Here is an 18,650-nt window from a genome sequence, read left to right on the forward strand (position 1 = left end):
TATTGGCGATTCATGCGCCGAATCGTCTGCCGGCGCTTTGGGGCCAGCATATGCTCAGGGGCCGACGGAGCTGGGTGCAAAAACGACAGGGGAATTGCCGAAAGCGTCAATCAGCGACAAAGGCCTACATGACATAGCTGACAGGTGGCTGTTCTTTGTCCCACGCTTGAGCCAGAATTTGCTCATCACCTGATATGAGACGGCGCAATGAAATCGATTTTCCTGGCTTTGGCACTCATCGCAACCGGCGTACACGCCGCTGAAGACACCGACAGCACGCCCTGCGATGGCATCGAAAACGACAAACAAACCCTGGAATGCGCCACCTATAACAAAACCACCGCCGAGCAATTGCTCAAGGATAACTACCAGGGCTTGCTGGAACGCATGGGTTCGACCTATGGCAGCAACAAGTCGCAACTGGCCGATATTACCGCTCGTCTGAAGGATGCCCAGCAGAAATGGGAAAAACTGCGCGATGCCGATTGCGCGGTGGACACCTTCCCGGCGGTGAATGGCAGCAAGGACTACGCGATTCAACAGAATGACTGCCTGGCGCGAATGAGTGATGAGCGGTCGGAGTTTTTGGAGTCGATCGGGCAGGAATAAGCGACAATCCCGTCACTTTTTCTCTGAAACCAGGCTATCCATGACTATCTGCGGCATCGAAATCAAAGGCAGCGAAGCCATCATCGCCGTCGCCTCCCTGGACAACCAGGCGCTGACCCACGTGGCGCTGGCCATCAAGAAAATCGCCCTCGATGACGACGATGAGGCAGCCAACGTCAAAGCCTTCGCCGCCCAGGTGAAGGCCTTTGTGCAAGAAAACGCCATCACCCGCATCGCGATCAAGAAGCGCAGCAAGAAAGGCGAATTCGCCGGTGGCCCGACCACGTTCAAGATTGAAGGGGTGTTTCAGTTGCTCGACGGTGTTGAGGTGGCATTGCTGTCGCCGCAGACCATCAATGCGCAGAACAAAAAGCACGATTTTGCCCTGCCGGCCTCGCTGAACAAGTATCAGCATGAGGCCTTCAAGGCGGCGTGTTCGGCGCTGGTAAAAAAGTAAGCCACACCACCAATCCCCTGTGGGAGCTGGCTTGCCTGCGATGGCGGTTTGTCAGATAACGCTGTACTGCCTGATCTACCGCTATCGCAGGCAAGCCAGCTCCCACATTTGATTTATGGTGTCTTTGAATTCGCTGTACGGCTTCTGTGCAGCAGCCAATCGCCAAAGGATTTGTCTTCCAGGGCATACCCGCCGCGACTCGACTTCCACACTAGCTCTTTGTCACGCAAGGCATCGATACAGGCCTGAATGGTCTGGGTGCCCGGCACCACGTCGCTGCCCATGTCCTCCAGTGCCTTGCTGACCGCCGTGAGTGTACTGTCGGTAAACGGCGCAAAAGGCTCGTTGTTCTGCGAACGCACCACCATCACCTCCAACACAGCACGCTGGGGAATGGTGAGGTTGTTCCACGCGCTTTCAAATTCGGTCCACACGCCGGCACGCAACAGTTCGGCGCGGCTGTGCAGCAGTTGGCCCAGGTTGCTCGCCTCGCCCAACTCCAGCGCCACTTCGCCGATGATGGTACGCAGCATCTCCGGGCGCCGGCCGACCAGTTCAAAGGCTTCGTCGATGTCCGCCGCGTTGAACTGATTGGTTTTGGCCAAATGCGCGTTGAGGTGCAGGGTGTAGGCCTGGGTAAACTCTTTGCCGAGCAAAGGGAACGGGGTAATGCTGGAGCCGAAGAATGGCTGGCTTTTACCGAGGACCAAATGCGCAAGCTTGTCGCGATTGGAGCCAGTGAATACCAGGCGCAAGCCACTGCCCTCCTCGTCACGGCCCTGGTTGAGCTGATCCCGGGCAGCTTTCAACGCGAACATCGCGTTGATACCAGGCTCGGTGGTCAGTGCGTGCTGCGCTTCATCAATCACCAGCACGACGGGCTTTTCGGCTGCGCTGTGGAGCAACTCCAAGGCTTGGGTCAGCGTCGCGCCAACCGGCAATTGTGGCTTGCTGAAGTCCCAGGACAAGGTACGCAGGAAGCTTAGTTTCTCGATTCCAATGTTCTTGGCCAGCTTGCGAATGCCCTTTTCATAGGGCACCAGAGCCGCAGCAATCGCGCTGGCAATCAACTCCGCGGGGTCTTTTTCTTTGTCAGCCCAGAGATCGACATACACCGTCAGCCAACCCCGCAACTGGCACTCCGGGATCAAGTCTTCGCGCAAAAAGGTGCTTTTGCCGGTGCGTCGAGGTGCTGCGAGGAACAGGCCTGAAGTGAAATCCTGAATCCCGGCGCCCACCAAGCCATCAGCAATGCTGCGAGCCAGCGTCGGGCGGCGAAACACAAAGCCGCTGTGCTTGGACATGGTTTTATACTCAATTATTGGAAGCACTATAAATTATAGTCGTGAGTATAATTGACTATAATTGCCGGTCAAACCACCTCCCGTCGCCGATCCTCTCTCGGGCACTTGGCAAACCTCGCCCTGTAGCTGCGGGTGAAGTACGACGGCGACTCAAACCCGCACGCAATGCTCACTTCCAGCACGCTCATGTCGCTCTGGCGCAACAACTGCCGGGCTTTTTCCAGGCGCAGGCCGAGGTAGAAGTTACTTGGCGTGTCGTTCAGGTGCAGGCGGAATAGCCGTTCCAGCTGACGCCGGGTGACTTTAATTGCATCGGCCAACGCCAAGGTGCTCAGCGGCGGCTCGGTGTGTTGCTCCATTTCACCGATCACCTGCACCAACTTCTTGTTGTTGATGCCATAGCGCGTGGCGATCTGCATGCGCTGGTGGTCCTTGCGCGGGCGGATGCGCCCGAGTACGAATTGCTCGGACACCTGGATGGCCAGGTCCGGGCCGTGGGCCTGGGCGATCAGGTCGAGCATCAGGTCGATGGAGGCGGTGCCACCGGCGCAGGTGATGCGCCGGCGGTCAATCTCGAACAGTTCCTGGGTCACGGTGAGCTGTGGATAAGATTCCTTGAACGCGTCGATGGCTTCCCAGTGCAAGGTCAAGCGGTGGCCGTCGAGCAAGCCTGCTTCGGCGAGCACGCAGGCGCCGGTGTCGATGGCGCCGAGGGTGACGCCGTCGAGGTCGAGGCGGCGCAGCCAGTGTTCAAGTGCGGGCGTGGTGAACTTCAAGGGTTCGAAGCCTGCGACCACCATCAGCGTCGCGCCTTTTTTCAGCGGCTCCAATGCGGCGTCGGCGTTCACCGACATGCCATTGCTCGCCAACACCGCGCCGCCATCGGCACTCAACACGTGCCAACGGTACAACTCGCCGCGAAAGCGGTTGGCCACGCGCAGCGGTTCCAGCGCGGAGATAAAGCCGATGGCCGAGAAACCCGGCATCAGCAGAAAGTAGAAATCCTGGGACATGGTGGCGCTCTCGTAGGACGGGCAGCGTGCTCACTGTGATACGCCAGTTCAACCGGCCATTCAAGAGCACAGGTCGCTGCAGTGCAAGAGCTGGTCGCCGCCGTGCGCTTTGCCTCCCCTCAAGCTGCGTAACTTGATCCCACGGCGCACAAAGACGCCGGCACCCACAATAACGACCTGCCGAGGGATCCACCATGAACCGACTGATCAGCCGCTGCGTGCTTGCACTCAGCGCCAGCGCCATCTTAAGCACCAGCGTACTCGCGGCCGACGCAGAGTCTTGCCGGAACGTGCGCATGGGTGTGGTGAACTGGACCGACGTAATCGCCACCAGCGCCATGACCCAAGTGTTGCTCGACGGCCTCGGCTACAAGACCAAACAAACCAGCGCCTCCCAGCAAATCATCTTCGCCGGTATCCGCGACCAGCGCCTGGATATGTTCCTGGGCTACTGGAACCCGCTGATGACCCAGACCATCACGCCGTTTGTGGACGCCAAGCAAGTCAAAGTCCTCGACAAACCCAGCCTGGAAGATGCGCGCGCCACCCTCGCGGTGCCGACTTATCTGGCGGATAAAGGCCTGAAAACCTTCGCCGATATCGCCAAGTTTGAAAAAGAACTGGGCGGCAAGATCTACGGCATCGAGCCAGGCTCGGGCGCCAATACCCAGATCAAGGCGATGATCGCCAAGAACCAGTTCGGCCTCGGCAAGTTCCAGTTGGTGGAGTCCAGCGAAGCGGGGATGCTCGCCGCCGTCGACCGCGCCGTGCGCCGCAAGGAGGCCGTGGTGTTCTTCGGCTGGGCGCCGCACCCGATGAACGTCAACGTCGCCATGACTTACCTCACCGGCAGCGACGACGCCCTTGGCCCGAACGAAGGCATGGCCACGGTGTGGAGCGTGACTTCGCCGACTTACGCCGAGCAGTGCCCCAACGTGCACAAACTGCTGACCAACCTGACGTTCACCGCCGCCGACGAGAGCCGAATGATGCAGCCGTTGCTGGATCACAAAGATGCCCTCGAGTCGGCCAAGCAGTGGCTCAAGGACCACCCGCAAGACCAGCAGCGCTGGCTCGAAGGCGTGACCACCTTCGACGGCAAACCGGCTGCGGCCAACCTGCAACTGACCAGCAAATAACCTGATTCGCATCACCGTATCGCAGTCGCTGTTGGCTGCGAACGGCATCACTACGCCCGCCTGTAAGGAACCGCCTCATGAACCACGACGTCATCATCACCTGCGCACTCACCGGTGCTGGCGACACGACCAGCCGCAGCCCGCACGTGCCGGTCACTCCCAAACAAATCGCCGCAGCCGCGGTGGAAGCCGCCAAGGCCGGCGCCACCGTGGTGCACTGCCATGTGCGCGACCCGCAAACCGGCAAGTTCAGCCGCGACGTGGCGCTGTATCGCGAAGTGATGGAGCGCATCCGCGAGGCCGACATCGACATCATCGTCAACCTCACCGCCGGTATGGGCGGCGACCTGGAAATCGGCGGCGGCGAGAACCCGATGGAGTTCGGCCCCAACACCGACCTGGTCGGCCCGCTGACGCGCCTGGCCCATGTTGAGGAGTTGCTGCCGGAGATCTGCACCCTGGACTGCGGCACGCTCAACTTCGGCGATGGCGACACCATTTACGTCTCTACCCCGGCGCAGCTGCGGGCAGGCGCCAAGCGCATTCAAGAGCTGGGCGTGAAGGCCGAGCTGGAAATTTTCGACACCGGCCACCTGTGGTTTGCCAAGCAGATGATCAAGGAAGGTTTGCTCGACAACCCGCTGTTCCAGCTGTGCCTGGGCATCCCATGGGGCGCACCGGCCGACACCACCACCATGAAAGCCATGGTCGACAACCTGCCTGCCGACGCCGTGTGGGCTGGCTTCGGTATCGGCCGCATGCAAATGCCCATGGCGGCGCAAGCGGTGCTGCTGGGCGGCAACGTGCGGGTCGGCCTGGAAGACAACCTGTGGCTGGACAAAGGCGTGCTCGCCACTAATGGCCAACTGGTGGAGCGCGCGAGTGAAATCCTCAGCCGCCTGGGCGCGCGGGTCATGACCCCGGCGGAGGGCCGAATCAAGATGGGCCTGACCAAGCGCGGCTAACTCAGACACCACAAAACCCTGTGGGAGCCGGGCTTGCCCGCGATAGCGGTACACCTGCACCGAATGCACCAACTGATACACCGATATCGCAGCGGTGCGACGATTCGACAAGCCAGCTCCCACCTTGATCACCGAATTACTCAGGGATTGTCGACATGAGCTTTATCACCGAAATCAAAACCTTCGCCGCCCTCGGCAGCGGTGTTATCGGCAGCGGCTGGGTGTCCCGCGCCCTGGCCCACGGCCTGGATGTAGTGGCCTGGGACCCGGCGCCTGGCGCCGAAGCAGCCCTGCGCAAGCGCGTTGCCAACGCCTGGGGCGCCTTGGAGAAACAAGGCCTGGCACCGGGTGCCTCCCAGGACCGCCTGCGCTTTGTCGCCACCATTGAAGAATGCGTAAAAGACGCCGACTTCATCCAGGAAAGCGCCCCGGAACGCCTGGAGCTGAAACTCGAACTGCACAGCAAGATCAGCGCAGCGGCCAAGCCGAATGCGCTGATTGGCTCGAGCACTTCAGGTCTGTTGCCGAGCGAGTTCTACGAAGGTTCCACCCACCCGGAACGCTGTGTGGTCGGCCACCCGTTCAACCCGGTTTACCTGTTGCCGCTGGTGGAAGTGGTGGGCGGCAAGCACACCGCGCCGGAGGCAATTCAGGCGGCGATCAAGGTGTATGAATCCCTCGGTATGCGCCCGTTGCATGTGCGTAAGGAAGTGCCGGGGTTTATCGCTGACCGCTTGCTCGAAGCGCTGTGGCGTGAGGCGTTGCACTTGGTGAATGACGGCGTGGCGACCACCGGTGAAATCGACGATGCGATCCGATTTGGCGCCGGTTTGCGCTGGTCGTTCATGGGCACATTCCTGACTTACACCCTCGCGGGTGGTGATGCCGGCATGCGGCATTTCATGGCGCAGTTCGGCCCGGCGTTGCAGTTGCCGTGGACGTATTTGCCGGCGCCGGAGCTGACCGACAAGTTGATTGACGATGTGGTCGACGGCACCAGCGATCAGCTGGGTAAACACAGCATTTCGGCGCTGGAGCGCTATCGTGATGATTGCTTGCTGGCGGTATTGGAAGCGGTGAAAACCACCAAAGCCAAACACGGCATGAGCTTCGCTGAATAACCGCTGTTGATCTGTGTGGGAGCTGGCTTGCCTGCGATAGCGATGCAAAATTCACCATCGCCATCGCAGGCAAGCCAGCTCCCACATTTTGACTGCATACATTCTGGAATATATGTGATGCCTGCACTGACCACCTACACCACCAAAATCCAGCCCGACTGGGTGGATTACAACGGCCACCTGCGTGATGCGTTTTACCTGCTGATCTTCAGCTACGCCACCGACGCGCTGATGGACACCCTCGGGCTGGACAGCGAAAACCGCGAAGCCAGCGGCCACTCGCTGTTCACCCTGGAACTGCACCTGAACTACCTGCACGAAGTAAAACTCGGCGCCGAGGTCGAAGTGCACACCCAACTGATCGCCCACGACGCCAAGCGCCTGCACCTCTATCACAGCCTGCACCTTGTGGGCGACACGAAGGAGTTGGCCGGCAACGAACAGATGCTGCTGCACGTCGATCTGGCGGGGCCGCATTCAGCGCCGTTTACCGAGGCCACGCTGGAGAAACTGGCGACCATCAGTGCCGAACAGGCCGACCTGCCGCGCCCTGCCTTGCTGGGCCGAGTGATCGGATTACCACCCAAAAAACAATAAGGAGCCGCCATGCAAACCGCCGCCGCTGTTGCCGATTTCCGTACTTACCCGAAGATCTGCGACCTTGCCGAGGCGCAGGTGCTGGACGACCAGATTCGCGTGCAGTGGGCCGATGGGCGGGTCAGCCCGTTCCATCATCAGTGGCTGCGGGACAACTGCCCCTGTGCCCAATGCGTGTACAGCGTGACCCGCGAGCAGGTGCTGGAAATTGTCGATGTGGACGAGCATCTGCGCGCCCTAAGCGCGCACATCGATCAAGGTTTTCTGTGCGTGGAATGGTACGGCGGCCATCGCAGCCAGTACGATCCAGGCTGGTTGCGCGCCCATGCCTATGACGATCAATCACGCGCCGAACGCCGCGCTGCCAAACCCCAGTCGCAACTGTGGGGCAGCACCTTCGAACTGCCCATATTTGAATACTCAGCGGTGATGGAAGACCCCAAAGCCCTGTTGCAATGGCTGCTGGCCTTGCGTGACGGCGGCCTTACGCAAATCCGTGGCGTGCCCACCGAACCGGGCTCGCTGGCACTGATCGCCAAGCGTATTTCGTTTATCCGCGAGAGCAACTTCGGCGTGCTGTTCAACGTGCAGTCCAAGGCCGATGCCGACAGCAATGCTTACACCGCTTTCAACCTGCCGCTGCACAGCGACTTGCCGACGCGGGAGTTACAGCCGGGGCTGCAGTTTCTGCATTGCCTGGTGAACGAAGCTACCGGCGGCGAGAGCATTTTTGTCGATGGGTTTGCCATCGCCCATGCGCTGCGCAGCGAAGACCCCGAGGCGTTTCGCGCCCTGTGTGAAATCCCGGTGGAGTTTCGCAATAAAGACCGGCACAGCGACTACCGCCGCCTGGCCCCGATCATTGCGCTGGATGCCTTGGGCGATGTGGCGGAGATCCGCATGGCCAACTTTTTGCGCGGGCCGTTTGAGGCACCGGTGGAGCAGATGCCGTTGTTGTATCGGGCGTATCGGCGCTTTATTGCGATGACGCGGGAAGACCGTTTTCGACTGGTCAAACGCCTGAATCCGGGTGAGTTGTGGTGCTTTGATAACCGCCGCACCTTGCATGCGCGCAATGCGTTTGATCCGGCTTCGGGGGCGCGGCATTTTCAGGGTTGTTACATTGATCGGGATGAGTTGTTGTCCCGGATATTGGTGTTGCAGAGGTAGACCGGGGTGCGGCCATCGCAGGCAAGCCAGCTCCCACAAACCCCGGCCAAAAAAAGCCCCGGGCCAGCCGTGACTGGATCGGGGCAGAGTGCTTGGTGTGAGCGTGACATCCCGAGGGTGACCAAACCTTCAAGGTGCGTGCCTGGCCTCCAGTGTGCCTATTGTTGGTGTCGGTAAATGACCCGAAAACGACCTGTTCATAGCCATCTGAGCCATTCGCCGATTCTGCCCTTGCCGACCGGCCGAGGGCCTACCAGAATCCCATTCAATCCCGTTCCCTACACCAGGATAAACGTCATGATGCACGCGGACTTGATTGACCAGGATGACCTGCTGAGCCAGCTGCGCTCGCTGGGTTTCGAGGTATCCAGCGGCGCCAGCGCCGAGCAGGCTTGCGAGTGTGCGGTGCGCGGTTTGAGTGCCGCACGGGCCAAGGCACTCAAGGGCATGGTGGAGCAGATGTACACCGGCAGCGCGACGATTTTGCCGGCGGTGCGCCAGGCGATCGACAAGCAGTTGTTGCCGGCTTTGGTGCAGTTCAAGCAGAGCTCGGGCGCCTGATAGACCGCTATCGCAGGCAAGCCAGCTCCCACATTTGACTGGGTTCACAATTCAAATGTGGGAGCTGGCTTGTCGGGTCGCCGCATCGCTGCGATAAAGCCACCTCGGTCTAAAGCCTTACACTGGCAAACGTCGACTCATTACGCGCCTGGCTCAACGCCGACATCGGCCCCGACAACGGTGACAGCACCAACGCCTGCGGAATCGGCATCATCGCCACTTGCTGGGTCGTGTTGGAACCTACGCGCTCATCGCGTGGCGGAATGCCAAAGTATTCGCGGTAGCACTTGGAGAAGTGCGGCGTGGACACAAACCCGCACACCGACGCTACTTCGATGATCGACATCGGCGTTTGCTTGAGCAACTGCCGCGCGCGAATCAGGCGCAATTTGAGGTAGTAGCGCGATGGCGAGCAGTGCAGGTATTTCTGGAACAACCGCTCCAGTTGGCGGCGCGACACGGCGACGTACACCGCCAGTTCGTCCAGGTCGATCGGCTCTTCAAGGTTGGCTTCCATCAGCGCGACGATTTCCTGCAGTTTCGGCTGGTTGGTGCCGAGCATGTGCTTGAGCGGCACGCGCTGGTGATCCTGTTCATTGCGGATGCGCTCGTACACAAACATCTCGGAGATGGCGGCCGACAATTCACGGCCGTGGTCGCGGCTGATCAGGTGCAGCATCATGTCCAGCGGCGCGGTGCCGCCCGAGCTGGTAAAGCGGTTACGGTCGAGGGTGAACAGGCGCGTGCTCATGGCCACGCGCGGGAAGGCTTCCTGCATCGACGCCAGGCATTCCCAGTGCACGCTGCAATCGAAACCGTCGAGCAAACCGGCGCAGGCCAGGGCCCAACTGCCAGTGCACACGGCGCCGAGGCGACGCGACTGGCGCGCCTGGCTTTGCAGCCACGACACGTGCTCACGGGTAACGGTACGCTGGATTCCCACGCCCCCGCACACAATCACAGTGTCCAGGGCCGGGGCTTTATGCATGGAGGCATCGGGGGTGATTTGCAGACCGTCGCTGGCCCACACTTGGTTGCCGTCGACACTCAGGGTTGTCCAGCGATACAGCTCGCGGCCGGACAGCTGGTTGGCCATGCGCAGCGGTTCCACTGCCGAAGCCAGGGAAATCAGCGTGAAATTGTCCAGCAGCAAAAAGCCGATGGATTGAGGCGCACGGTTCTGGGGTTGGGCCCCGGAATTGAACGACGTCATCGCGGTATCTCCTCACACAAAGCGGGTGATGGCCTCAGGCGAGGCTCTTGTTATTGCGTTCGTCTCCAGCAAGGAGCGAGGCTTTGAATGGGTAGAGCAAATGCCATGCCTAAAATTGAATGGCCATCCAATAACTCCTAAAAACGACCTGATGACGCGTCTATATAAGCCCGCGCGGGGAGTGCGGAATATGGCCAGAAATGGACGTCAGACCGGCCCTGCTCTGGGGTGTGAGCAGATCGGTAGCACTTGTGGGAAGGCGCTTTGCGGGCGTGGGAAAAGTCTGTCACCGCACGCACGGGTGACGAGTGGTGAGGCACGGAATCGTTCGCAAGCTACTTATCTATTTGCGACGCGCTAAAAGGTGGCGCTTTTGGGTTCCGGTGTTCACTTTATGAGCAGTGGTGCTGCAACTACCGCCATCGCAGGCAAGCCAGCGCCCACATTTGGAATGCATTCCCCTGTGGGAGCTGGCTTGCCTGCGATGGCGGCATTAGTGAATCAACACTCTACTGCGCTGACGGCCAAACCACCCCGCGAAGTCTCTTTGTACTTGTCATGCATATCCGCGCCGGTATCGCGCATGGTGCGGATCACCCGGTCAAGGGAAATAAAGTGCTGACCATCACCGCGCAGCGCCATCTGCGCGGCGTTGATCGCCTTCACCGCCGCAATCGCGTTGCGCTCGATGCACGGCACTTGCACCAGCCCGCCGACCGGGTCGCAGGTCAGGCCGAGGTTATGTTCCAGGCCAATTTCGGCGGCGTTGCACAGTTGCTCCGGCGTGGCGCCGAGGATCTCGGCAAGTCCCGCAGCGGCCATGGCACAGGCTGAACCGACTTCACCCTGGCAGCCGACTTCGGCGCCGGAAATCGAGGCGTTTTTCTTGCACAGAATCCCGACGGCCGCAGCGCTCAGCAAATAGTCGACCACGTTGGCTTCGGTGACTTCTTCGCTGAACTTCATAAAGTAGTGCAGCACCGCAGGAATAATCCCCGCCGCGCCATTGGTGGGGGCGGTGACCATGCGCCCACCGGCGGCGTTTTCTTCATTGACCGCCAGGGCGAAGAGGTTGACCCACTCCATGGCGCTCAAGGTCGAGCCAATCACGTTCGGTTTGCCCAGCTCCTGCAAACTGCGGTGCAACTTGGCGGCGCGGCGACGCACATTCAGGCCACCGGGCAGGATGCCTTCGTGCTTGAGGCCCTGCTCCACGCAGTCTTGCATGGCGCGCCAGAGCTTCATCAGGCCACTGCGGATTTCGTCTTCGCTGCGCCAGGTTTTTTCGTTGGCCAACATTAGTTCGGCGACGCGCAGGTTGTGGGTCTTGCACAACTGCAACAGCTCCACAGCACTGGAAAAATCATACGGCAGTTCGGTAGGGTCCATATCGGCCACGCCGCTCTGCGCCTGGGCCTCGTCCACCACAAAACCACCACCGACTGAATAGTAGGTGCCGCGGTGCAGTTCGCCGTCATCATCGAACACCACCAGGGTCATGGCGTTGGGGTGGAACGGCAGGTTTTCGTCGAGCAGGCGCATATCGCGTGCCCAGACGAAGGGCACCGGCAGGCGGCCGTCGAGCAAGAGCGTGTCGGTCTCGCGCAGGGTGTGAATACGCAGGCCGATTTGCGCCGGGTCGATTGCGTCCGGCCACTCGCCCATCAGGCCCATGATGGTCGCCGTGTCGCTGCCATGGCCGATGCCGGTGGCCGACAACGAGCCATATAGCTGAACTTCAACGCGACGTACTTGTTCCAACACTCCACGTTCACGCAAGTGCTGAACGAACAACGCTGCGGCGCGCATGGGGCCGACGGTGTGAGAACTAGAAGGCCCGATGCCGATCTTGAACAGGTCGAAAACACTGATAGCCATTGCGGTAGAACTCCTCGATAAGCACGGCCAGGCTTGAACGAGGTGCTACGCTCAGATCGCCCAGATGGCGGCATCATCAAGCTTTTGCTTGCCTTCACGGCGTCTCACACCGACGTAACCATGCTCAACAACGCCGCTCTCGTGCGATCGGGCATTTTGGCCGTTTTTAGCGGTTCAGATCGGTAAAAACTGCGGTTTTGCCATTGGAAAAATCTGTAAGCGACGTCACCGACACTGGATACGACCATCCCTGTACTGGATACGACGCCCCCTGTAGGCGTCAGATTTTCACTGGTACATGATCAGTCTCGACTCGTTTGCAAGGCACCGTGCCGTCGCCTCGATGCACGCCCCAACCGCAACACTTATAAAGCGCGGCGAATGCCGCCAGAAAAGACACAGGAGTCTACCCCGATGAAAGGTTCACCCTCGTTGTTGTTGGCCGCCATGCTGAGTCTGCCAGTCCTGGCACACGCTGCAGAACCGGAACAGTGCAAGACCGTTAACTTCTCCGATGTCGGCTGGACCGACATCACTGTCACCACCGCGACCACCAGCGAAGTCCTCAAGGGCCTTGGCTATAAACCGCGCACCACGATGATTTCGGTACCGGTGACCTACAAGTCCCTGGCCGACGGCAAGAACATGGACATCTTCCTCGGCAACTGGATGCCGACCATGGAAAACGACATCAAGCAATACCGTGATGCCGGCACCGTGGAAACCGTGCGTGCCAACCTGGAAAACGCCAAGTACACCCTGGCGGTCCCGGAGGCGCTGTACAACAAGGGCCTCAAAGACTTCGCCGACATCGCCAAATTCAAGGATGAGCTGGGCGGCAAGATCTACGGCATCGAGCCGGGTAACGACGGCAACCGCACTATCCAGACCCTCATCGACAAAGACGCCTTCGGCCTGAAAACCGCGGGTTTCAAAGTGGTTGAGTCCAGCGAAGCCGGGATGCTCTCGCAGGTGGAACGCGCCTCCAAGCGTGACCAGGCCATCGTGTTCCTGGGCTGGGAACCGCACCCGATGAACACCCGCTTCAAGATGAAGTACCTGACCGGCGGAGACGACTCGTTCGGCCCCAACTACGGCCAGGCCACCATCTACACCAACGTTCGCAAGGGCTACACCCAGGAATGCAGCAACGTCGGCCAGTTGCTGAAAAACCTGTCGTTCACCTTGAACATGGAAAGCACCCTGATGGGTAACGTCCTCGACGACAAGATGAAGCCCGACGCCGCAGCCAAAGCCTGGCTGAAGAAGAACCCGCAAGTGCTCGACACCTGGCTCGCCGGTGTGACCACGGTTGATGGCAAACCCGGTCTGGAGGCCGTCAAGGAATACCTCGCCAAGTAAGTGCTGACCCCGGGGCGGTGCGCTGCCCCGGGATGTTTTCCCCTTCGCATGTGGACATTCACTACCATGCTGACTGAACAGAAAATCCCACTAGGCCAGTACATCGCTGCCTTCGTCGAATGGTTGACCAAACATGGTGCCAACTACTTCGACGCCATCGCATCGACCCTGGAAACGATGATCCACGGCGTGACGTTCGCGCTGACCTGGTTCAATCCGCTGGCATTGATCGGTCTGATTGCGCTGCTGGCTCACTTTATTCAACGTAAATGGGGCCTGACCGTTTTTGTCATCGCCTCCTTCCTGCTGATCCTCAACCTGGGGTACTGGCAGGAAACCATGGAAACCCTCGCGCAGGTGTTGTTCGCCACCCTGGTCTGCGTGGTCATCGGTGTGCCGCTGGGCATTGTTGCCGCACACAAACCGCTGTTCTACACCATGATGCGGCCGGTGCTCGATCTGATGCAGACCGTACCGACCTTCGTCTACCTCATCCCTACCCTGACCCTCTTCGGGCTGGGTGTGGTGCCTGGCTTGATCTCCACGGTGGTGTTCGCGATTGCCGCGCCTATCCGCCTGACCTACCTGGGTATCCGCGATGTACCGCAAGAGTTGATGGACGCCGGCAAGGCCTTTGGCTGCTCGCGCCGTCAGTTGCTCTCACGCATTGAACTGCCCCACGCCATGCCGAGCATTGCCGCCGGCATTACCCAATGCATCATGCTGTCGTTGTCGATGGTGGTGATCGCGGCCCTGGTGGGCGCCGACGGCCTCGGCAAGCCGGTGGTCAACGCACTCAACACCGCCGACATTGCCCTGGGCTTTGAAGCCGGCCTGGCAATCGTATTGCTGGCCATCATGCTCGACCGCATCTGCAAACAACCCGACGCCAAAGTAGGGGGTGATGCATGAGCATTATCCGATTCGACAATGTCGACGTGATCTTCTCCAAAGACCCACGCGAAGCGCTCAAGCTGCTGGACCAGGGCATGAGCCGTAACGAGATCCTGAAAAAGACCGGGCAGATCGTCGGCGTTGAAAAAGCCAGCCTGGACATTGAGAAGGGCGAGATCTGCGTGCTGATGGGCCTGTCCGGCTCCGGCAAGTCGAGCCTGCTGCGCTGCATCAACGGCCTCAACACCGTAAGCCGCGGCCAGCTGTTTGTGGAGCACGAAGGCCGCCAGATCGACATTGCGTCCTGCACGCCCGCCGAGCTGAAAATGATGCGCACCAAGCGCATCGCCATGGTGTTCCAGAAGTTCGCGTTGATGCCGTGGCTGACGGTGCGCGAGAACATCAGCTTTGGCCTTGAGATGCAGGGCCGCCCGGAGAAAGAACGGCGCGCGCTGGTGGATGAAAAACTCGAACTGGTGGGCCTGGCCCAGTGGCGTAACAAGAAGCCCGACGAGCTGTCCGGTGGCATGCAGCAGCGCGTCGGCCTGGCCCGCGCCTTGGCGATGGATGCCGATATCCTGCTGATGGACGAACCCTTCTCGGCCCTCGACCCGCTGATCCGCCAAGGCCTGCAAGATGAACTGCTGGAACTGCAACGCAAGCTGAGCAAGACCATCGTGTTCGTGAGCCACGACCTGGATGAGGCGCTGAAACTCGGCAGCCGCATCGCGATCATGAAAGACGGCAAGATCATCCAGTACAGCGTGCCGGAAGAGATTGTGCTGAACCCGGCGGACGACTATGTGCGCACCTTCGTCGCCCATACCAACCCGCTGAACGTGCTGTGCGGGCGCAGCCTGATGCGTACCGTAGAGAACTGCACCCACGTCAACGGCTCCATCAGCCTGGACCCGGGCGGCGATTCGTGGCTGGACCTGGCCGAAGGCAATGTGATCAAGGGCGCACGCCAGAACGGCACGCCGTTGAACCTGCAGAACTGGGCGCCGGGGCAACCGGTGGAAGGTTTGGGCCGGGTACCGACGCTGGTGGATTCCAATATCGGCATGCGCGATGCGTTGCAGATCCGGTATCACACGGGGAACAAGCTGGTGTTGCATAACAACAACCAGGTGGTGGGGATTCTGGGGGATAGCGAGCTGTACCATGCCCTGCTGGGCAAGAACCTGGGCTAGTCGGTACCGCAAAACCAACTGAAGAAACTGGGTCAATGTGGGAGCTGGCTTGCCTGCGATAGCTTTAGTGAATTCACCACCGCTATCGCAGGCAAGCCAGCTCCCACATTTGACCCCATTCCAAGCCTGGAACAGCGGCGCCAGTGACGGCGCCGCTCGGCTCAACTATCAGCTATAGACACGGCCAAGGAGCTGCCGATGGCTTTCAAACTGATCGAGCACGTCCCGGGTGATCTGTTCCTGGGCGAAGCCCATCAGGTCATACTCCTGAGGTCCGTTGTGCAGGTAGACCTCGGCCCGGTAGTAACGGGTGCGCTCTTCTTCGGGCAGGTCGCTCGGTGCCGAGGAGTAAGCATCCAGGCTCACTTCATAGACAAACGGGTTGCCCTCTTCCATCTCGATACGCACACCGATGCAGCGCTTGGATTTACCCAGCAGCGTCTGCACTTCCAGCCCTTGGTCACGCAGCACACTCGCCGCTTCTTCCAACGCAGGCGTAACGTGTTTGTCCATAAAGCGCTGTACCGTGCCCTGGCTCGGTTGCAGGTCCAAGGCGGTCAAACGCTCGCTGAAACCACGACGACCACGTTCGGCCAATTGCGCCTGCTCCTGTTCGATGGCCACATCCTGGCGCATCGCCTTGTGCAAACCGAACATAAACAGAATCAGCACCACCGAGAACGGCAGCCCCGCCAGCACCACCATGGTTTGCATGGCTTCGAAGTTACCCGCGAACAGCAGGCCGATGGTCACCAGGGTGATCACCACCGACCAGAAGATCCGCAGCCAGTGCGGCGCATCTTCATCGACATTGCCGCCCTTGCACGAAAGGTTGGCCATCATCACCGCGCCGGAATCCGCCGGGGTCAGGAACAGCACAAAGCCCACGAAGATCGACACGCCGATCACGATTTTCGACGCAGGGTAATGCTCAAGCAGTTGGTAGATGGCCATCGACGGTTGCTCCAGCGCCGTCTTGCCCAACTCCACTGCGCCGTGGTTCAGCACCAGGTCCAACGCCGAGTTACCGAAGATCGACAACCACGCCAGAGTGAAGCCCAGCGGGATCAGCAGCACGCCGGCCACCAGCTCACGCACTGTACGACCACGGGAAATACGCGCGATGAACATGCCTACAAATGGCGCCCAGGAAATCCACCAGGCCCAGTAGAACAGGGTCCACAGGCCCATCCAGCGCTCGGTCTTGTCGGCGTCGCCTTCGTACACATACAGGTCGAAGGTTTTCAGCACGATACCGTTGAGGTAGTCACCGGTGTTCTGCACCAGGCCATTGAGCAGGTGCAGGGTCGGGCCAAACAACAGCACAAAGATCAGCAAGCCACTGAACAGCACAATGTTGAGGTTGGACAGGCGGCGAATGCCGTTTTCCACACCCGACACGGCAGCGATGGTCGCCACGGTGCTCATCACAATGATCACGATCAGCAGGTTGGTGTTGCTGTGCTGCATGCCGAACAGGTTTTCAAGCCCCGACGACACTTGCATCGAACCAATCCCCAGGTTCGTCACCAGGCCCAGCAGGGTCACGAACATGCCGAAGCCGTCCACCGCGTGGCCGGCCGCGCCTTTGACCCAACGCTCGCCCACCAGCGGGTACAGCGCCGAACGCAAGGCCAACGGCTGGTTATGACGGTACGCGAAGTACGCCACGGCCAGGCCGACCAGCGCATAAATCGCCCAGCCGTGCAGGCCCCAGTGCAGGAACGTCAACTGCAACGCCTGGCGGGCTGCGCCATTGCTGGCGGCGGCGCCTTCGGGCGGGTTGAAGTAGTGATCCAACGGCTCGGAAGCCCCGAAATACAGCAGCGAGATGCCGATGCCCGACGAGAACAACATGCCGGCCCAGGCGCCGTAGCTGAAGTCCGGGGTGTCGTCCTTGCTGCCCAGTTTCAATTTACCGTAGGACGAAAACGCCAGGCCGACCACAAACACCAGGTAGGCCGCGATGACCACCATGTAGTACCAACCGAAGCTTTTCGACAGCCACGCCTGGGCTACGCCGAGCATGCGCCCGGCCTCCTGCGGGGCGATGATCAGAATGGCGGTCAACAACAGAATGAGCGCGGTGGAGGTGTAAAACACCCAACCGTTGACCCTGACCTTTTCCGGCGGGGTCTTTATAAGAGAGGCAGAACTCATGGCGCAGATGCTCCGGGCAGTGCGAGAGAGAAACACAAGGCAACGGTTATCCCGGGACATCGATTTTTCGGCAGTCGACGGACGGGTGTTATAAAGACACCCCGAAAATTCTTGAGCCGCGCCTAGGCAGTGGCCAGGCCCTGATACGGCCTGTTTCAAGGGTTTTTGCAGGTGTCAGAGGACGTTGCTCACAGGTAGGAAAAATCTGTAGGCAGCGACCATTTGTCGCAGATCTTATTCTTTGTTGATTGAACGTTCAATCAAAACAAAATAGACTGGCCATCAAGCCGACGGACGTTTAACGCCCAACGGCAGGCCTAAGGAGAGGTGCTACATGCCCAAGGTCGGTATGCAACCCATACGCCGCCAGCAGTTGATCGAAGCCACCTTGACGGCCATCGATCAGGTTGGAATGGGAGATGCCAGCATTGCGCTGATCGCCCGTTTGGCCGGCGTCTCGAACGGCATCATCAGTCACTACTTTCAGGACAAGAACGGCCTGATCGCCGCAACGATGCGGTACTTGATGAATGTGCTGATCGAGAACGTCCACGAACGCAGGCTTGCGCTGAAGGACGACAGCCCACGGGCGCACCTTCGGGTGATCATCGAGGGCAACTTCGACGCCAGCCAGGTCAACGGACCGGCAATGAAAACCTGGCTGGCCTTCTGGGCCACCAGCATGCACCACCCGTCATTGCACAGGTTGCAGCGGATCAACGATCAACGTCTGTATTCCAACCTGTGCTGCCAGTTCCGCCGAGTGCTACCGCTGCCGCACGCACGCAAAGCAGCCAGAGGCCTGGCGGCCCTGATCGACGGTTTGTGGTTGCGCGGCGCCCTGTCGGGAGACGCTTTCGACACGGAGCAGGCGCAACGGATCGCTTACGAATACATGGATTTCCAATTGGCCAAGCAGGTGAGTTAGAGCACACATAAACGCTCAACCCCTGAACGTCTGCCGCTCAGTGTTGCCACAACCCCATGGCCCACTTTCGGCGGGTAACGCCAACC

At 60.0% G+C, this 18,650-nt stretch carries 17 protein-coding genes; 12 read left to right on the forward strand and 5 right to left on the reverse strand.

Annotated elements, in window-relative coordinates:
- Nucleotides 1–207 precede the first annotated feature (207 nt).
- Together HBO41_RS20520 and HBO41_RS20525 are read left to right on the forward strand one after the other, a co-directional pair.
- Nucleotides 208–609: a lysozyme inhibitor LprI family protein gene (locus tag HBO41_RS20520; protein ID WP_017139363.1), complete on the forward strand. Its 402-nt coding sequence runs from the start codon at nucleotides 208–210 to the stop codon at nucleotides 607–609.
- Between the two features lie 40 nt (nucleotides 610–649).
- Complete coding sequence (locus HBO41_RS20525) at nucleotides 650–1,066, forward strand: DUF3010 family protein (protein WP_017139364.1); 417 nt, start codon at nucleotides 650–652, stop codon at nucleotides 1,064–1,066.
- 113 nt (nucleotides 1,067–1,179) lie between these two features.
- Here the strand turns inward: HBO41_RS20525 and HBO41_RS20530 are convergent, their stop codons facing one another.
- Entirely contained in the window at nucleotides 1,180–2,370 is a 1,191-nt protein-coding gene (locus HBO41_RS20530; RefSeq protein WP_017139365.1) for an AAA family ATPase, read from the reverse strand.
- 68 nt (nucleotides 2,371–2,438) lie between these two features.
- Nucleotides 2,439–3,383: a GlxA family transcriptional regulator gene (locus HBO41_RS20535; protein WP_099550379.1), complete on the reverse strand. Its 945-nt coding sequence runs from the start codon at nucleotides 3,381–3,383 to the stop codon at nucleotides 2,439–2,441.
- Between the two features lie 194 nt (nucleotides 3,384–3,577).
- On the opposite strand from HBO41_RS20535, the gene HBO41_RS20540 reads away from it, so the two are divergent.
- The 6 genes from HBO41_RS20540 to HBO41_RS20565 all read left to right on the forward strand — a co-directional run bounded on the left by HBO41_RS20540 (nucleotide 3,578) and on the right by HBO41_RS20565 (nucleotide 8,936).
- Nucleotides 3,578–4,522: a choline ABC transporter substrate-binding protein gene (locus HBO41_RS20540; RefSeq protein ID WP_169987525.1), complete on the forward strand. Its 945-nt coding sequence runs from the start codon at nucleotides 3,578–3,580 to the stop codon at nucleotides 4,520–4,522.
- A 77-nt stretch (nucleotides 4,523–4,599) separates the two neighbouring features.
- Entirely contained in the window at nucleotides 4,600–5,487 is an 888-nt protein-coding gene (locus HBO41_RS20545; RefSeq protein ID WP_017139368.1) for a 3-keto-5-aminohexanoate cleavage protein, read from the forward strand.
- A gap of 155 nt (nucleotides 5,488–5,642) precedes the next feature.
- Entirely contained in the window at nucleotides 5,643–6,608 is a 966-nt protein-coding gene (locus tag HBO41_RS20550) for an L-carnitine dehydrogenase (protein ID WP_169987527.1), read from the forward strand.
- A 117-nt stretch (nucleotides 6,609–6,725) separates the two neighbouring features.
- Nucleotides 6,726–7,205 carry a thioesterase family protein gene (locus HBO41_RS20555; RefSeq protein ID WP_099550377.1) on the forward strand — a complete coding sequence of 160 codons (480 nt, stop codon included), beginning with the start codon at nucleotides 6,726–6,728 and terminating at the stop codon, nucleotides 7,203–7,205.
- Between the two features lie 9 nt (nucleotides 7,206–7,214).
- A complete protein-coding gene (locus HBO41_RS20560; RefSeq protein ID WP_169987529.1) occupies nucleotides 7,215–8,375 on the forward strand; it encodes a gamma-butyrobetaine dioxygenase in 1,161 nt (386 codons plus the stop codon).
- A gap of 297 nt (nucleotides 8,376–8,672) precedes the next feature.
- A complete protein-coding gene (locus tag HBO41_RS20565; protein ID WP_017139371.1) occupies nucleotides 8,673–8,936 on the forward strand; it encodes a hypothetical protein in 264 nt (87 codons plus the stop codon).
- A gap of 109 nt (nucleotides 8,937–9,045) precedes the next feature.
- Here the strand turns inward: HBO41_RS20565 and HBO41_RS20570 are convergent, their stop codons facing one another.
- On the reverse strand, nucleotides 9,046–10,149 hold the full coding sequence (locus tag HBO41_RS20570) for a GlxA family transcriptional regulator (protein ID WP_005792167.1): 1,104 nt from the start codon (nucleotides 10,147–10,149) through the stop codon (nucleotides 9,046–9,048).
- 501 nt (nucleotides 10,150–10,650) lie between these two features.
- The gene (locus HBO41_RS20575; RefSeq protein ID WP_169987531.1) at nucleotides 10,651–12,027 is read right to left on the reverse strand and encodes an L-serine ammonia-lyase; all 1,377 of its coding nucleotides are present in this window, start codon (nucleotides 12,025–12,027) and stop codon (nucleotides 10,651–10,653) included.
- 414 nt (nucleotides 12,028–12,441) lie between these two features.
- On the opposite strand from HBO41_RS20575, the gene HBO41_RS20580 reads away from it, so the two are divergent.
- The 3 genes from HBO41_RS20580 to choV all read left to right on the forward strand — a co-directional run bounded on the left by HBO41_RS20580 (nucleotide 12,442) and on the right by choV (nucleotide 15,476).
- Nucleotides 12,442–13,389: a choline ABC transporter substrate-binding protein gene (locus HBO41_RS20580; protein WP_099550374.1), complete on the forward strand. Its 948-nt coding sequence runs from the start codon at nucleotides 12,442–12,444 to the stop codon at nucleotides 13,387–13,389.
- 66 nt (nucleotides 13,390–13,455) lie between these two features.
- Nucleotides 13,456–14,301, forward strand: a complete 846-nt coding sequence (gene choW, locus HBO41_RS20585; RefSeq protein ID WP_017139374.1) for a choline ABC transporter permease subunit — start codon at nucleotides 13,456–13,458, stop codon at nucleotides 14,299–14,301.
- A complete protein-coding gene (gene choV / locus HBO41_RS20590) occupies nucleotides 14,298–15,476 on the forward strand; it encodes a choline ABC transporter ATP-binding protein (RefSeq protein ID WP_017139375.1) in 1,179 nt (392 codons plus the stop codon). The genes choW and choV overlap by 4 nt, the downstream gene beginning before the upstream one ends.
- A gap of 168 nt (nucleotides 15,477–15,644) precedes the next feature.
- On the opposite strand, the gene HBO41_RS20595 is transcribed toward choV, so the two are convergent.
- Entirely contained in the window at nucleotides 15,645–17,579 is a 1,935-nt protein-coding gene (locus HBO41_RS20595; protein WP_240792821.1) for a BCCT family transporter, read from the reverse strand.
- Nucleotides 17,580–17,970: 391 nt separating this feature from the next.
- Here HBO41_RS20595 and betI point away from each other — a divergent pair, with 391 nt between their 5' ends.
- Nucleotides 17,971–18,564: a transcriptional regulator BetI gene (gene betI / locus HBO41_RS20600; protein WP_010207128.1), complete on the forward strand. Its 594-nt coding sequence runs from the start codon at nucleotides 17,971–17,973 to the stop codon at nucleotides 18,562–18,564.
- The last annotated feature ends 86 nt before the right edge of the window (nucleotides 18,565–18,650 follow it).

The organism is Pseudomonas sp. WS 5146 (assembly GCF_012985495.1).
Taxonomy (GTDB): Bacteria; Pseudomonadota; Gammaproteobacteria; order Pseudomonadales; family Pseudomonadaceae; genus Aquipseudomonas; species Aquipseudomonas edaphica.

Coding starts and splice junctions, on each gene's coding strand:
- choW (WP_017139374.1), top strand. CDS start 13,456: ATGCTGACTGAACAGAAAATCCCACTAGGCCAGTACATCGCTGCCTTC.
- HBO41_RS20560 (WP_169987529.1), top strand. CDS start 7,215: ATGCAAACCGCCGCCGCTGTTGCCGATTTCCGTACTTACCCGAAGATC.
- HBO41_RS20565 (WP_017139371.1), top strand. CDS start 8,673: ATGATGCACGCGGACTTGATTGACCAGGATGACCTGCTGAGCCAGCTG.
- HBO41_RS20520 (WP_017139363.1), top strand. CDS start 208: ATGAAATCGATTTTCCTGGCTTTGGCACTCATCGCAACCGGCGTACAC.
- HBO41_RS20530 (WP_017139365.1), bottom strand. CDS start 2,370: ATGTCCAAGCACAGCGGCTTTGTGTTTCGCCGCCCGACGCTGGCTCGC.
- HBO41_RS20525 (WP_017139364.1), top strand. CDS start 650: ATGACTATCTGCGGCATCGAAATCAAAGGCAGCGAAGCCATCATCGCC.
- HBO41_RS20570 (WP_005792167.1), bottom strand. CDS start 10,149: ATGACGTCGTTCAATTCCGGGGCCCAACCCCAGAACCGTGCGCCTCAA.
- HBO41_RS20540 (WP_169987525.1), top strand. CDS start 3,578: ATGAACCGACTGATCAGCCGCTGCGTGCTTGCACTCAGCGCCAGCGCC.
- HBO41_RS20550 (WP_169987527.1), top strand. CDS start 5,643: ATGAGCTTTATCACCGAAATCAAAACCTTCGCCGCCCTCGGCAGCGGT.
- choV (WP_017139375.1), top strand. CDS start 14,298: ATGAGCATTATCCGATTCGACAATGTCGACGTGATCTTCTCCAAAGAC.
- HBO41_RS20535 (WP_099550379.1), bottom strand. CDS start 3,383: ATGTCCCAGGATTTCTACTTTCTGCTGATGCCGGGTTTCTCGGCCATC.
- HBO41_RS20580 (WP_099550374.1), top strand. CDS start 12,442: ATGAAAGGTTCACCCTCGTTGTTGTTGGCCGCCATGCTGAGTCTGCCA.
- betI (WP_010207128.1), top strand. CDS start 17,971: ATGCCCAAGGTCGGTATGCAACCCATACGCCGCCAGCAGTTGATCGAA.
- HBO41_RS20545 (WP_017139368.1), top strand. CDS start 4,600: ATGAACCACGACGTCATCATCACCTGCGCACTCACCGGTGCTGGCGAC.
- HBO41_RS20575 (WP_169987531.1), bottom strand. CDS start 12,027: ATGGCTATCAGTGTTTTCGACCTGTTCAAGATCGGCATCGGGCCTTCT.
- HBO41_RS20555 (WP_099550377.1), top strand. CDS start 6,726: ATGCCTGCACTGACCACCTACACCACCAAAATCCAGCCCGACTGGGTG.